Here is a 15,007-nt window from a genome sequence, read left to right as displayed (position 1 = left end):
AATGACTGAATATAGTGATGAATACTGGATGCAGCTTGCTTACGAGCAAGCTGAATTAGCCGCCCAGCAGGGTGAGATACCTGTTGGAGCGGTTCTGGTGAGCCAAAATCGAGTAATTGGATCTGGCTATAATGCTCCAATTACTTTATTAGATCCAACTGCACATGCAGAAATTCAAGCTATCCGTGCAGCGTGTTCCTCTTTAGAAAATTATCGATTACCTGAAGATACGACTTTATATGTCACTCTTGAGCCATGTACTATGTGTGTAGGTGCGCTCGTACATGCAAGAATTAAACATGTGGTTTTTGGTACGCCAGAACCTAAAGCAGGCTCTTTGGTGAGTGCGCGTCAGTTATTACAGCAAGGCTATTATAATCATAGATTTACATTTCAGAATGGCTGTCTACAAGAAAAATGTGCACAACAGCTTAGCCATTTTTTTAAACAAAGACGTGAGCAAAAGAAACAAGAGAAACAACAAAAAACGTCCTTAAATGATTAAAAAATAACATACTCTTATGGCAAACTAACGCGGTTTTAATGTCATGATTCTATTTAATAAGGACGATCCAATGCGTAATGTAATTACCGTAGAAAAAGAATTTAATGCTCCTCTTACTGATGTATTTAATTTGCTCTCTAAGCATTCAACTTACAATACTGCTTTTGCACCTTTACAAGTTGTGCGTGTTAAAGACTCCGCAGATTCTAAAAGACCTGATGGTTTAGGCTCAATTCGACGTATGGGATTTGGTCCAATTAAGCCACTTAAAGAAGAAATTACATTGTTGGAAGAAAATAAAAGTATTGAGTATAAATTAATAGACAATCCTTTGATTAAACACCATTTAGGTAGAATCGAGTTTTCTGAGATTACTCCATACATTACTTTAGTTACATACCGCATCGAGTTAACGGCAAAAGCGCCAGTGGTCAGTAAATTAATCCTTGCACAGCTGAAACTAGCCATTACACTAGGCTTTTCGAGATTAGCTAAAGCATTTGCTTCTTAGTGAGAGTTCAATGACAGTTCAAATTATTACTATTGATGGTCCGAGTGGTTCGGGTAAAGGAACATTGGCCGCAAAACTTGCAGCACATTATCAATATCATTTACTCGATTCGGGTGCCTTATATCGTTTATTAGGGTTGTCATTACATAAACACGATTTATTAGAGAAATTAGACAGTCAGCTTGATGAATGCATTCAATATGCACGTCAACTGGACATTAAATTTGAAACGTCTACCTCAGGGATTTTGGTCTTCTTAGATGGCGAAGATGTATCTCAAACAATCCGTACAGAGCGAGTTGGTGAGTATGCGTCAAAAGTTGCAGTGATTCCAGAGCTTAGACAGGCACTATTTGAAAGACAAAGAGCTTTTGCGCAAAGTCCTGGTTTAGTTGCAGATGGGCGTGATATGGCAACCTCTATCTTTCCAGAAGCTAATGCCAAAATTTATCTGACCGCTTCGGCTGAGTCGCGCGCTGAGCGAAGAGTAAAACAGTTGCAGGGTATGGGGCTAGATGCTAAAATAAACGACATTTTAGCTAATATACAGGCACGAGACAAAAGAGATATGGAGCGAGAAGTTGCTCCGCTCAAGCCAGCCAAAGATGCTTATATCATTGATAGTTCGGAATTAACGATCGATCAGGTATTTAAGTTAATGGTTGATTATGTCGATAGCCGTACCATTTAGTAAATAGAATTATCAGTTGACGCATAGCTTGATCAGTCTATAAAGACTATGTTGATACTTAACTAAACCGGCCTTGTCTGATCCAAGACCGCTGAATTTATCAGGTATATCATGACCGAATCTTTTGCAGCCCTCTTTGAAGAAAGTGAATTAAACCTCAACGTTGAAAAGGGTGCAGTCATCCAAGGTGTTGTTGTAAACATCGATAGCGACTGGGTAACTGTTGACACTGGCCTAAAGTCTGAAGGCATTGTTGACCGTGCTGAATTTTTAAATGAACAACGTGAACTTGAAGTTCAGGTTGGTGATACTGTTGACGTAGTTGTTGAAGCTCTTGACAACGGTATGGGTCAAACAGTTTTATCACGTGAAAAAGCTAAGCGTGCTGAAACTTGGACTAAACTTGAAAAAATCTTTGAAGATGGCGAAATCGTTACTGGTGTTATCTCTGGTAAAGTTAAAGGCGGTTTCACTGTTGACATCGGTCCTGTTCGTGCATTCTTACCAGGTTCATTAGTTGACACTCGTCCTATCCGTGACACTACTCACCTTGAAGGTAAAGAGTTAGAGTTCAAAGTAATTAAACTTGATGCTAAACGTAATAACGTTGTTGTATCTCGTCGTGCTGTTATGGAAGCTGAATCTTCTGCTGACCGTGAAGCATTACTTGCTCAACTTGAAGAAGGTCAAACAGTTACAGGTACAATCAAAAACCTTACTGATTACGGTGCATTCGTTGATCTTGGCGGTATTGATGGTCTTCTACATATCACAGATATGGCTTGGAAGCGTATCAAGCACCCTTCAGAAGTTGTTGAAGTTGGTCAAGAAGTTACTGTTAAAGTACTTAAATTTGACCGTGAACGTAACCGCGTATCTTTAGGCCTTAAACAATTAGGCGAAGATCCATGGTTAGCGATCATGAGCCGTTACCCTAAAGGTTCTATCGTTAAAGCTCGCGTAACTAACTTAACTGACTACGGTTGTTTCGCTGAAATCGCTGAAGGCGTTGAAGGTTTAGTTCACGTTTCTGAAATGGACCACACTAACAAAAACATCCACCCATCTAAAGTTGTTCAGATTGGTGATGAAGTTGATGTTATGGTTCTTGAAGTTGATGAAGAACGTCGTCGTATTAGCCTTGGTATCAAACAAACTCGTGCTAACCCATGGGAAGAGTTTGCTAAAGCTCATGAGAAAGGCGAAAAAGTATCTGGTACTATCAAGTCTATCACTGACTTTGGTATCTTCATTGGCTTGAACGGTGGTATCGACGGTTTAGTACACTTGTCTGATATTTCTTGGAACGAGCAAGGTGAAGAAGCTATTCGTCGTTACAAGAAAGGTGACACTGTTGAAGCTGTTATCTTGTCTGTAGACGCTGAAGGTAACCGTATCAGCCTTGGTATCAAGCAATTGAACAGCGATCCGTTCAATGACTTCTTAGCTGCTAACGAACGTGGTGCTTTAGTTAAAGGTACTGTAACTGCAGTTGATGCTCGTGGCGCAACTGTTAAGTTAGCTGACGAAGTTGAAGCAACTCTTAAAGCTTCTGAAATCAACCGTGACCGTGTAGAAGATGCGACTAAATTCTTAGAAGTTGGTCAAGAAGTTGAAGCGAAGATCATCAACGTTGATCGTAAATCTCGCTCTATCAACTTGTCTATCAAAGCGAAAGACGAAGCTGAAGAGAAAGAAGCAGTTGCTAGCTTGCGTACAGCAACTACAAGTCAAGACAATGGTCCTAAGACTATTGGTGACTTGATCAAAGCACAAATGAAGTAATAAGTTAACAAAGTACAGTTTCATGTAACGGAATTGTACTTTTTATACAAATTACTGTAAACGGTAGCCTAGTATTCAACATACTGCGCTACCGTTTTGTATTTAAACAGGTTATTATCGAACGACATAGAGTAGCAATAAATAACGAGGTCGTAGATGACTACTGAAGCTCTTAATAAGTCTGATTTGATTGAACGCATTGCGCTAAAAAACCCACACTTAGCTGAACCTTTGGTGGAAGAGGCGGTTAAAATTATGATTGATCAAATGATAGAAGCCCTATCAACTGATAATCGAATTGAAATCCGTGGTTTTGGTAGCTTTGCTTTACACCACCGTGATCCAAGAGTTGGTCGCAATCCTAAAACAGGAAAATCAGTTGAAGTTGCAGCTAAAGCTGTTCCTCATTTCAAACCCGGAAAAGCCCTTCGTGATGCTGTAAACGAATCTGGGAAATAAATAAAATTTATAAGTCGGGGTGCCTATGCGTTATATTTTAATTGCATTGCTTATTGTTGTATTTGGCTATTCTTTAGCACTTGTTTTGCAAAATCCAACAGAGCTTTCTGTTGATTTGTTATTTACCCAAGTTCCAGCTATGCGTTTAGGCTTATTATTGCTACTCACATTAGTACTAGGAACTGTGGTTGGTCTTTTATTAGGTGTGCAAGTTTTCAGAGTATTCCAAAAAGGTTGGGAAATTAAACGCCTGCGTAAAGATATTGACCATTTAAGAAAAGAACAAATCCAAAGTGCTCAATTAGCAGCGGCTGAAGCAGCTGCAAATGTAAGACATGAAAAAACCGTTGTAGATATTTATCCTCAAGATAAAAATTCTACTCCGCTATAATCCCCGTACTACTCTTTATTAATGAGTAAAGAGTAGTATCTCTCTAAATTTTATCTCTTCTTTTATTCTTCTAAATATAAACGCTTTTGTTCTTATCGTTTTAATTTTGGAAAGCAGCTCTCTACATTCCTTTATTCATTCATGATTTGTCTATTATAATAACGCTGATTTTATAGGATGGAAGAAAGTCTCTTGAGTATCATTGTTGCGTTAGATGCAAAAAGCCAATATGACGCTTTAAAAATTGTTGAACAGCTTGATCCTGCTTTATGCCGCGTAAAAGTAGGTAAAGAGCTTTTTACTCATGAAGGCCCATCTGTTGTAAAAAAACTGCAAGAACAAAATTTTGAAGTTTTTCTTGATCTTAAATTTCATGATATTCCAAATACTACCGCTCAAGCAGTATGTGCAGCGGCTGATTTAGGCGTATGGATGGTAAATGTTCATGCTTCAGGTGGCCGTAAAATGATGGAAACTTGTGTGGAACGCTTAAAAGCGGGTAACTATCAAACCCAACTTATTGCTGTGACAGTACTCACATCAATGGGTCGTGAAGATTTAAAAGATATTGGTTTAGATGTTGAGCCAGTAGAGCATGTAAAGCGCTTGGCTAATTTAACGAAAGAAAGTGGCTTGGATGGAGTGGTTTGTTCAGCTCAAGAAGCTAAGATTCTTCGTGAATTAATTGGGCAAGACTTCTCTTTAGTAACACCTGGTATTCGTCCAGAAGGTTCTAATGCAGACGACCAAAAACGTATTGTAACTCCAAAGCAAGCTATGCTTGATGGCTCTACGCATCTGGTAATTGGTCGACCGATTACTAAAGCAGAAAAGCCAACAGAAATGTTGAAATCTATTCTTGCTTCGATTGCCTAAAAATTTAGGAATAAGCTAATTAATAACGGGGCGAGTAGGCTTAATAATAAGCCGCTCATCATGGCATGTGGTACATAATGTGTACCACATGACTGTTTTACCATTGCTAAGGTAACATCCATGGAGGTTGCACCCGCACTTGAGATAGCAGGGCGTGGAAAACGCCAACCCATGGTATACATTAGAAAAATGGCAACAATTTCTCTAAATAAGTCAGTTAATAAAGCAATTCCACCCAACTCTGCCGAATGTAATTGCGTAAATAAAATCCCTGACATTGAATACCAGCCATAGCCTTGTGCTAAAGCTAAAGTTTCATTAAGTGTAAAATGCTTGAGAAGTAAATAGTAATTCAAAAAGCCTGCTATACAAGACCCTATAAAAGCAGCTAAGGGCACAATTAAAATTTTCCAGCTTAACCATGTGCGGTTAAAGTGGGTGAAGGCAAGTTCGATACCAATTAAAAAAATAAAAAGTAATAACAAATACCAGCTATTAAATGCGATATGAGAGGTGAATTGAGTAATGATAGCGCCGAATAAAACACCGATACCTAGTGCAAGAAAAGCCTTCGCAATATTCTTTAAAGCATTTACAAAAAGTTGTAGGGAAATTTTTCCTTTAACACTTTGTTTATCAAAAATTGTATAAGCAAATAAACACGTAAAGAACGAACCAAAAGACGTGGTAAGAGCAATTATAATAGCGGGTGGAAGTATGGCAGAAGGATTCTCGATTTGATCAAGTGCCAAGGTTAATTCCAAAGCTACACTAGCTAAAAGAATATAAGAAAAATAGGGCAGTATTTTAAATATAAAGTGTCGGATATTTAGAGATAGTTTTGGTGCAAGGAAATAACCGAAAGCAAGCGCTAAAAAAATTTGAATGATGAGATAAAAAGATTGCATATAATAGATAGATTGTTATCAACCTATCTATTATGTCTTGAACATTTTAAGCTGCATAGCTTTGTGAGCTTTTATTTAAAAGTAAGTAGTCTTTGGGCTTAACTTTACGTGTTTCTAACCAATACTTCCATGTGTAAGTTGGCCATAGTGAAAAGTTTCTACCATCGGCAGATTGATACCAACTACTACAGCCACCAGCTTGCCATACGGTTCCTTGCAGCTGCTTTTGGACACGTTCATTAAAGGCGTCTTGAATTTCAGGCTTGATCTCAATTGCTTTTTGACCAGACTCTTCTACTAACTGAATAAGCTGTAAAATGTAATTTACTTGAGATTCAATCATAAAAATAATCGAATTATGACCTAGAACTGTATTAGGGCCTACCAGTTGGAATAGGTTGGGAAAGTTTTTAGTCATAATGCCGTAATAGCTTTCAGCACCATCTTTCCATGCTTGTTTTAACTCGATTTGATTACGTCCGATACATGTGAAATGTTTTAAATAAATACGTGGGTCAGTAATAAAACCTGTACCGTAAATTAAACAATCAATAGGTCGTTCTCGACCATCTTTAGTAACAATACTGTTTTCTTTGATCTCTTGAATACTATCAGTTACTAGCTCAACATTTTTTCGGTTAAAGGTAGGAAAGTATTTATTTGAGATAAGAATACGTTTACATCCCATAACGAAGTCAGGTGTGAGTTTTTTTGCTAACTCTTTGTCTTTGACTTGAAAACGGATGAATGCTTCTGCCAATTTTTGGCCATATTTCATGATTTGAGGTTGAACAATGGGCACAACGCGAGATTCATTACTCCAGTAAAGACGACTACGATGAATTTGGCGATAAATATTAGAAGATTTGAATAATGCTTTACTTAAGCTTGAATATTTGCGCTCATCGCGTGGTATTACCCATGCAGCTGTTCTTTGAAATACATAGAGCTGTTTAACATCTTTGGCTATTTCAGGAATATATTGAATTGCGCTACCACCTGTACCAATAGATGCGACTGACTTTCCGTTTAAGTCATAGTCATGTTCCCATTTTGAGGAATGAAATACTTTTCCTTTAAATTTTCCAATCCCTTTGATAGGAGGAATTTGTGGGATGTGTAGGGGACCAGATGCAAAAACTACAAATTGAGCTTCTATAGAAGGTTGGTCCTTAAAATCTAGAGTCCAGACATGACGTGTTTCATCATATTGGACATGAGTTACGTCATGGTTAAATTTACAGTAATCCTTAATTTTATATTTTTGTGTAATGTCTTGAATATAATTAAAGATCTCTGGTCCCTCAGCATAGCGTTTTGTCCAATCTGTTTTTGGTGCAAAAGACAATGAATACATATGAGATTGAACATCACATGCTGCACCTGGATAACGATTTTCTCGCCAAGTTCCACCGACATCGTTTGATTTTTCTAAAATAACAAAATCTTGCTGTTGATTTTGTAGTAAACGGATTGCCATTGCTAGGCCACCAAAGCCAGCACCAATAATAGCGATTTTAGTTTTTTGAATAGCATCTTGCTTTGTGTTTAGCATTGGAAACCCTGCATAAGCTGAAAAGAGGATTGCACGCAAGACTAACGTTTTTTAATCAGTTTAAACATGATTGTATCGACGTGAAAATTGATAGATTCGGCAATTAATTTTCTTGCTTCTTTATAGTAAAACATTTCAGTCTAGGGAAATTGATAGAAGAATGAAACGGTCGATACTTGGTTTAATCTATTTAATTCAAGGAATGCGCAATGCTGGCATTGATGTCGACTCACGTTTGGCCGATATAGGTATTAAAGTAGATGCTTTAGACCCGAGTTCTACAATTCATGATCGCCTTGAATGGGACATTCAACAAATTATTAGTAAAAATGTTGAGCCTGAAAAGGGTTTATTTATTGGACAGCATTATGCTTTAGCCGGTTACGGCCCATTGCTTATGCTACTTGTCACAAGTAATGATATTCAAACTGCTTTAAATAAAGGTATAAAATATCAAAAGCTTACGCACTTATTTGGTAGCTTAGCTTTATATGAAACTGATGAGCGGACGATTTTAAATTATTTGCCTGTTGATTTAAAAACGGAAATTGGCCAGTTAAGGGCACAATGTGAAGTCTCAGGAACTTATAAATTTATTCAAGATATTTATACGATGATGGGATTACAAATGCCTACGATGCGTATAGAACTTCCATTTGAAAAACCTACTGATCTAGAAACTTTGTCACGCTATTTTGCATATTATGGCGAAGATGTGCATTTTAATGGTAAATATGCGGCATTTAGCCTAAGTAAGGATGTACTTGAAATCAAGATTCCTTCTGCTGATATCATTACACATCGTATTTATGAATCAAAATGTATTGCAGAAATAACAAGATTAAATCAACAAGATCATCAAACTCCACATATCATACAATGTGTGCAAGATTATCTTGAACTGCAACAAGGAATTATCCCGAGCATGGCGGAAACAGCTTTTGCATTGAAAATGCCTGAAAGGACATTAAGGCATCAACTGCAACAGCTAAATACGAGTTATAAGCAAATTCGTGAACAAATTATCAAGAATAAGGCATTGAAGCTTATGGAATATAGGGAATACTCAATAGAAGTTGTTGCCGAATTACTCGGCTATTCTGAACCGGCGGCATTTAATCATGCATTTAAACGATGGTTTGGACAGAGTCCTCGACAATATGCAAAAGAGTCATCGTCGTAACTCTTGATGCTAAAAGCTAATGTGGTTGAACAAAATGTTCGCTATACTCTCATCAGTTAAAATTGAAATAAAACGATATGTTAAATTTAAAATCTTCTCATAGTACTGCATTCACACCTTCTTCCCCAGCAGAACGCTATGCTGAGGCTTTAGCTTCAGGTCAATTTATGGCAGATGAAGCGCAAGCACAGGCAGTGCAAGAATTAGATCGCGTATGGAAAGAACTTTTAAACCGTTATAAAGCCTCAAAAAAAGCTTTCCGTCGTTTCCGTCGCCAAACTTCACCTAAAGGTGTATATATGTGGGGCGGAGTAGGCCGTGGAAAAACTTGGCTTATGGATCAATTTTATGAATCTGTGCCATTTCGCCGTAAAACGCGTATGCATTTTCATCATTTCATGCAACATGTTCATAAAGAACTAAATAAGCTTTCAGGCCAACGTAATCCACTTGAAATCGTAGCTGACCAAATCTATAAAGATGCTGTCGTTATCTGTTTCGATGAGTTCTTTGTATCAAACGTAACAGATGCAATGATTTTGAGTGATTTATTCCAAAAATTGTTTGTTCGTGGTGTGACATTAATTGCAACATCAAACATTGCACCAGATGGCTTATATAAAAACGGTATTCACCGTGATCGTTTCTTGCCAACCATTGAAATGGTTAAAAAGAATTGTGCTGTTTTAAATGTAGATGCAGGTGTGGATTATCGTTTGCGTGTACTAAAACAAGCTCAATTATTCAAATCACCATTAACGAATGAAGCACAAAGCTGGATGGCTGAACGTTTTAGTGCTTTAACTCATACACAAGCTCATTCTCAAGAGCCGATTGTGATTAATAATCGTGTTGTCGAGACTCTGGGGCATACAGAAGATGTGTTGTGGTGTGAGTTTTCTGAACTCTGCTTTAAACCACGTAGCCCAGCCGATTTCATTGAAATTGCAAATATTTATAATACGGTTCTAGTCAGTAATGTTCCTCATTTGACAGATTTCTTGTCAGAAGGTACTCGTCGCTTTATTTATCTAGTCGATGAGTTTTACGATCGAGGTGTGAAATTACTTTTAACGTCCCAAGATAGTATTATTGATATCTATCAAGGTGAAAAATTAGCATTTGAAATTGAACGTACGCGTTCACGTTTGCTGGAAATGCAGTCTGATGAATATTTACATTCTGAACACCGACATATTGATGCTACAAAAACCTCTTAAGTAAAATAGATATGAAAAGCGCTCTAGATTGAGCGCTTTTTTTATAACAAAAAATAGATAAATTTAATTAAATAGTGCTTTTTCACGCTGTAAAGTTTGATATAACTAAATACGCTTTAGAAAAACAAGATAGTGAAACTTTTTGTCTGTTAACAAAAAGTCTAGTTTCAGTATCTTTAAATATTGAATAAATTGATGGGAATCCTAGTTAGAATTTTAATATTTCCTATATAGAAAAATTTATTTTTGTCAATAGTTTTGCAAGGCAAAATGCTTACTATTTAGGAATGTGATATTAGTATTCAGCTTAATTTAAATCGGTATACTAGGATTCTCTTGGTATAAAAAGTAGCAACTTCAGGAAAGACAATGACTGCACGTATTCAAAAAGGCAAGTTAGCGATTGCTAAAGAACTTTACGATTTTATCGAAAATGAAGCTTTACCAGGTTCTGGTTTAGATAGTGAAACTTACTGGAAGAACTTTGAGCAAGTTGTTGTCGATCTTAGCCCAAAAAATAAAGCATTATTGGCTAAGCGTGATGAATTACAAGCAAAAATTGATGAATGGCACCGTAACAACAAATTTGAATTAGGTGCTTATAAAGCGTTCTTAACTGAAATTGGTTATTTATTACCAGAAGTTGAAGATTTTCAAATTACTACTGAAAATGTAGATGAAGAAATTGCGTTGTTGGCAGGACCACAGTTAGTTGTACCTGTACGTAATGCACGTTATTGCTTAAATGCAGCAAATGCCCGTTGGGGTTCTTTATATGATGCACTTTATGGCTTCGATGTAATTTCTGAAGAAGGCGGAGCTGAAAAGGGTAAAGGATATAATCCTGTTCGTGGTGCAAAAGTTATTGAGTTCGCTAAGAATTTCTTAAATGAAGTTTTCCCGCTTGCTCAAGGTTCACATGCAGATGCAACAAAATATGCAATTGAGCAAAATAAACTTGTTGTAACTTTGAAAGATGGTTCAAAAACAGGTTTAGCTCATGAAGCCCAGTTTGTTGGTTTCAATGGTGAAGAAGCAAATCCTTCAGAAGTTGTACTTTTAAGTAATGGTCTTCATGTCATTATCGAAATTGATGCAAATAGCCCAATTGGACAAACTGATTCAGCGGGTGTTAAAGATTTAACATTTGAAGCGGCAGTAACCACAATTCAAGATTTGGAAGACTCAGTTGCGGCTGTAGATGCAGAAGAAAAAGTTGAAGGTTACCGTAATTGGTTAGGTTTAATGAAGGGTACACTTCAAGAATCTATTGAAAAGAACGGTAAAACGATTGTTCGTGATCTAAATAAAGATCGCGAAATTAAAAACTTAATTGGTGGTACAACAAAACTTCATGGTCGTTCACTTATGTTACTTCGTAACGTAGGTCACTTAATGACTAACCCAGCTATTTTGGTAGATGGCGAAGAAATTTTTGAAGGTATTATGGATGCATTGGTAACTCCATTGTTATCAATTGCTGATATCCGTAGTACAAACGAAAATAAGAACTCTCGTAAAGGTTCTATGTATATTGTTAAGCCAAAAATGCATGGTCCTGAAGAAGTTGCATTTGCTGTAGAGTTATTTGAACGTGCTGAACAGGCGATTGGATTACCACCTAAATCGTTAAAAATCGGTATTATGGATGAAGAGCGCCGTACATCTGTAAACTTGAAAAACTGTATTGCTGCTGCTAAAGACCGTACAATCTTTATTAATACTGGCTTTATGGACCGTACGGGTGACGAAATCCATACTTCTATGGAAGCTGCGCCAGTTGTTCGTAAAGAAGCTGTTAAAACACAAAAATGGATTGCTGCTTACGAAAACCGTAACGTTGCGATTGGCTTGAAATGTGGTTTACAAGGTAAAGCACAGATTGGTAAAGGCATGTGGCCAAAACCAGATAGCATGAAAGATATGTTAGCAACTAAAGCTGCACATCCAAATGCGGGTGCTTCATGTGCTTGGGTTCCATCTCCAACTGGTGCTGTTCTTCACGCGATGCATTACCATCAAGTAAATGTAAAAGCACGTCAAGATCAGTTAAAAGCTGAAGAAATGTTGTCATTAGATGACCTATTAACACCTCCATTTGCACCTGATACAAATTGGTCAGCGGAAGAGATTAACAATGAACTTGAAAATAACTGCCAAGGTATCTTAGGTTATGTTGTTCGTTGGGTTGACTTAGGTGTAGGTTGTTCGAAAGTTCCTGATATTAACAACGTGGGCTTAATGGAAGACCGTGCAACATTACGTATTTCTTCTCAACACGTTGCGAACTGGTTACGTCACGGTATTGTAACTCGTGAACAAGTTGAAGAAGTACTTAAACGCATGGCAAAAATTGTTGATGAGCAAAACGCGAATGACCCATTGTATAAACCAATGGCAGCTAACTTTGAAACAAATATTGCTTTCCAAGCAGCTTCTGATCTTATCTTCAAAGGTTGTGAACAGCCTTCTGGTTACACTGAGCCGTTACTTCATGCTGCTCGTTTGAAGTTAAAAGGTTATACAGGTGATTAATTTCATCCTGTTTTGAAAAAAGCCTCCGAAGAGGCTTTTTTATTTTCGGTATATTTTGTGCTTATAGGAAGGGAATTTATAGCTAAAAGGTTTTGAATTTGATTAGTCTAAAAGATCTTGATCGTGAGAATTGGATTCTATGTGCAAAGTTGTCGTTGGATGAATCTCAAAAGGACTATGTTGCACCAAATGTATATTCTATTGCTGAGTCTAAAGTGGAAGAACATTACTGTCCACGAGTGATTTGTTCAAATGATAGAGTCATTGGATTCTTAATGTACTGTGTCGAAGTTGACCCACCTGATGAGACATTATTTTGGTTGTTTCGTTTTATGATTGGCAAAGATCATCAAGCCAAAGGTTATGGTACCAAGGCATTGCAAATGGCAATTGATGAAATAGCTGCAAAAGGAGCTAAGCGTATTCGAACAATGTATAAATCATCCAACTATGTGGCTGGAAACTTTATAAAAAAAAGGGTTTTCAAGAAACTGGAGAATATGATGAGTGTGGAGATATTATTTTAGAGTTGAATATTTAGTTTTAAAAAAAACGCTAACTGAGGATTCAAGTTAGCGCAGGAGTTAATAGAATTAAATAGATTGAAAAGCAATATTAGTTACTGCTCACAATTCCAATTTTAGTGACACCTAAACGTTGTGCAGTAGCCATGACCATCGCTACATTCTTATATTCAGCCATCTGGTCTGGTTTGAGTTTGATCTGGTCTTGATCTTTTTTAGCAACAACACCTTGAAATAAAGTCTCTAGCGCCTTTCGGTCAGAAACCTCTTGGTTATTCCAAAATACTTTGCCTACCGCATCAATTCTTACATCAATCACTTCAGGTGGCTTTTCATTTGTTGGTGGCGGTGTGCCATTTGGCAAATTAATATTAATCGCGTTGTTTGGTGCAGGTATGGTAATAATAAACATAATAATGAGTACCAACATGACATCAATAAGAGGTGTCATGTTGACTTCCAACATCACATCGTCATCATTATTTGAACCGACATTCATACCCATAAAATTCTCCTTAAGTTAATTACGGGGAGGCTGGAGGGGTAGTAACAAAAGCAATTTTGCCAATACCAGCTTCTTTGGTCGTACTAATGACCTGATCTATCGCTTTAAAATGGGTAAGCTGATCACCCCGAATATGAACTTCTGGCTGAGGCCTTTTTTGTGCAACTGCTTGAAGTTTTGCCAGCAATATCTCTTTATTAGGCACATAACTTTCGTTCCAGAAAATATCGCCTTTCTTATTTACTGAGAGTTGAATATTTTCAGGCGTGGTTGCGTACGGCGTATTTTTTTCTTCTGGTAGTTTCACTGGAACCGTATGTGTGACTACCGGAATAGTAATAAGAAAAATAATAAGTAAAACCAACATGACATCAACCAAAGGTGTCGTGTTAATTGTGCCAATCATTTCATCATCATCTTCAGAACCAACACTCATACCCATAATGTTTGCTCCCGATTATTTAATACTGCGATTAACTGAATTATTGGTATTAATTTCTCCACTTAATAAAACCGCGTGTAAATCTGAACCAAATGAACGGACATTTTCCATAACTGCTTTATTACGGCGTGTAAGCCAGTTATAACCAAGTACAGCAGGTACTGCGACTGCAAGACCAATCGCTGTCATAATCAGAGCTTCACCAACGGGGCCTGCAACTTTATCGATAGATGCTTGACCTGAGATACCAATGGCTGTTAATGCGTGATAAATTCCCCATACAGTACCAAAAAGACCAACAAATGGTGCAGTAGAACCTACTGTTGCTAAAAAGGCTAAACCACCGCCTAAATGATTTTGTATTTTCTCAATTGCGCGTTGAATTGAAATGCTCACCCATGTATTAAAATCGATTCGTTCAAGTAAAGAACCGCCATGTGATTTAGTTGAATTAATGCCTTTTTCTGCAATAAAGCGATAAGCGCTACTTTGTTCTAAACCTTCTGCAGCATTATCAAGGGAAGTCGCTTCCCAGAAATGTTTTTCAGCTTCTTTGCCTTGGCGTTTGACTTTACCTTGCTGCAATAGTTTAGAGATGATGATGTACCAAGTTCCAATCGACATGAGTACTAATATAAATAAGGTAGACTTAGCAACTAAATCACCTTCGCGCCAAAGGGCTTCTAGGCCATAAGGGTTTTTAACAGTTTCACTCGTTGCGGGTTTCGGTGGTGGAGTTGGAGTATTTGTACTTGATGTAGTTTCAGTAGTTGCTGTGGCCACAGGAGTATTGCTTGTTTCTTCTGCGAAAACTGAGCTTAATGGAAGTAACGAGCAAGCTGCGATTAGACTTGCAGAAGCGAAACGAACTAACGGTTGAGTTGATTTTTTCATCGTATATCTCCAATATTTTTTAA

The 15,007-nt window shown here is 37.4% G+C and carries 15 protein-coding genes and 1 pseudogene; 11 read left to right on the top strand and 5 right to left on the bottom strand.

The features are described 5' to 3' along the window. Position 1: 1 nt before the first annotated feature. The 7 genes from tadA (at position 2) to pyrF (ending at position 5,218) form a co-directional block, all read left to right on the top strand. Entirely contained in the window at positions 2-505 is a 504-nt protein-coding gene (tadA, locus tag ACYU0V_RS09770; RefSeq protein ID WP_002121378.1) for a tRNA adenosine(34) deaminase TadA, read from the top strand. A 70-nt stretch (positions 506-575) separates the two neighbouring features. Further along, positions 576-1,016, top strand: a complete 441-nt coding sequence (locus tag ACYU0V_RS09765) for an SRPBCC family protein (RefSeq protein ID WP_014206600.1) — start codon at positions 576-578, stop codon at positions 1,014-1,016. Positions 1,017-1,026: 10 nt separating this feature from the next. Further along, the gene (gene cmk / locus ACYU0V_RS09760; RefSeq protein ID WP_304397413.1) at positions 1,027-1,707 is read left to right on the top strand and encodes a (d)CMP kinase; all 681 of its coding nucleotides are present in this window, start codon (positions 1,027-1,029) and stop codon (positions 1,705-1,707) included. Between the two features lie 111 nt (positions 1,708-1,818). Further along, positions 1,819-3,492 (top strand): 30S ribosomal protein S1, encoded by a 1,674-nt coding sequence (rpsA, locus tag ACYU0V_RS09755; RefSeq protein ID WP_002121348.1) that lies wholly within the window; start codon positions 1,819-1,821, stop codon positions 3,490-3,492. A gap of 156 nt (positions 3,493-3,648) precedes the next feature. After that, positions 3,649-3,951 carry an integration host factor subunit beta gene (locus ACYU0V_RS09750; RefSeq protein WP_002121337.1) on the top strand — a complete coding sequence of 101 codons (303 nt, stop codon included), beginning with the start codon at positions 3,649-3,651 and terminating at the stop codon, positions 3,949-3,951. 25 nt (positions 3,952-3,976) lie between these two features. Further along, positions 3,977-4,342, top strand: a complete 366-nt coding sequence (locus ACYU0V_RS09745) for a lipopolysaccharide assembly protein LapA domain-containing protein (RefSeq protein ID WP_002121360.1) — start codon at positions 3,977-3,979, stop codon at positions 4,340-4,342. Positions 4,343-4,519: 177 nt separating this feature from the next. Next, complete coding sequence (pyrF, locus tag ACYU0V_RS09740) at positions 4,520-5,218, top strand: orotidine-5'-phosphate decarboxylase (RefSeq protein ID WP_025466022.1); 699 nt, start codon at positions 4,520-4,522, stop codon at positions 5,216-5,218. Here pyrF and ACYU0V_RS09735 read toward each other — a convergent pair. Continuing rightward, positions 5,215-6,126: a LysO family transporter gene (locus ACYU0V_RS09735; protein WP_032007235.1), complete on the bottom strand. Its 912-nt coding sequence runs from the start codon at positions 6,124-6,126 to the stop codon at positions 5,215-5,217. The genes pyrF and ACYU0V_RS09735 overlap by 4 nt on opposite strands. A 46-nt stretch (positions 6,127-6,172) precedes the next feature. Then, positions 6,173-7,720, bottom strand: coding sequence for a flavin-containing monooxygenase (locus tag ACYU0V_RS09730; RefSeq protein WP_461847203.1), 1,548 nt, complete (start codon positions 7,718-7,720; stop codon positions 6,173-6,175). Positions 7,721-7,841: 121 nt separating this feature from the next. Here ACYU0V_RS09730 and ACYU0V_RS09725 point away from each other — a divergent pair, with 121 nt between their 5' ends. From ACYU0V_RS09725 to ACYU0V_RS09710, 4 genes and pseudogenes are all read left to right on the top strand, one after another. Further along, complete coding sequence (locus ACYU0V_RS09725; protein WP_461847201.1) at positions 7,842-8,864, top strand: AraC family transcriptional regulator; 1,023 nt, start codon at positions 7,842-7,844, stop codon at positions 8,862-8,864. Between the two features lie 77 nt (positions 8,865-8,941). Next, a complete protein-coding gene (zapE, locus tag ACYU0V_RS09720; RefSeq protein ID WP_002117902.1) occupies positions 8,942-10,084 on the top strand; it encodes a cell division protein ZapE in 1,143 nt (380 codons plus the stop codon). A gap of 369 nt (positions 10,085-10,453) precedes the next feature. After that, a complete protein-coding gene (locus tag ACYU0V_RS09715) occupies positions 10,454-12,619 on the top strand; it encodes a malate synthase G (RefSeq protein WP_069123143.1) in 2,166 nt (721 codons plus the stop codon). A 98-nt stretch (positions 12,620-12,717) separates the two neighbouring features. Continuing rightward, positions 12,718-13,160, top strand: a pseudogene (locus ACYU0V_RS09710) (GNAT family N-acetyltransferase). A 74-nt stretch (positions 13,161-13,234) separates the two neighbouring features. Here the strand turns inward: ACYU0V_RS09710 and ACYU0V_RS09705 are convergent. The 3 genes from ACYU0V_RS09705 to ACYU0V_RS09695 are packed head-to-tail and all read right to left on the bottom strand — an operon-like array spanning position 13,235 to position 14,984. Further along, the gene (locus tag ACYU0V_RS09705) at positions 13,235-13,648 is read right to left on the bottom strand and encodes an ExbD/TolR family protein (protein ID WP_002117898.1); all 414 of its coding nucleotides are present in this window, start codon (positions 13,646-13,648) and stop codon (positions 13,235-13,237) included. Between the two features lie 19 nt (positions 13,649-13,667). Then, positions 13,668-14,090 (bottom strand): ExbD/TolR family protein, encoded by a 423-nt coding sequence (locus tag ACYU0V_RS09700; protein WP_461847197.1) that lies wholly within the window; start codon positions 14,088-14,090, stop codon positions 13,668-13,670. A 15-nt stretch (positions 14,091-14,105) separates the two neighbouring features. Further along, complete coding sequence (locus ACYU0V_RS09695; RefSeq protein ID WP_005069505.1) at positions 14,106-14,984, bottom strand: MotA/TolQ/ExbB proton channel family protein; 879 nt, start codon at positions 14,982-14,984, stop codon at positions 14,106-14,108. Between the last annotated feature and the right edge of the window lie 23 nt (positions 14,985-15,007).

The sequence above is a fragment of the Acinetobacter sp. X9 genome (assembly GCF_054889255.1).
The sequence above is the reverse complement of the archived record's forward strand: the minus strand, read 5'-3'. Positions and strand labels throughout refer to the sequence as shown.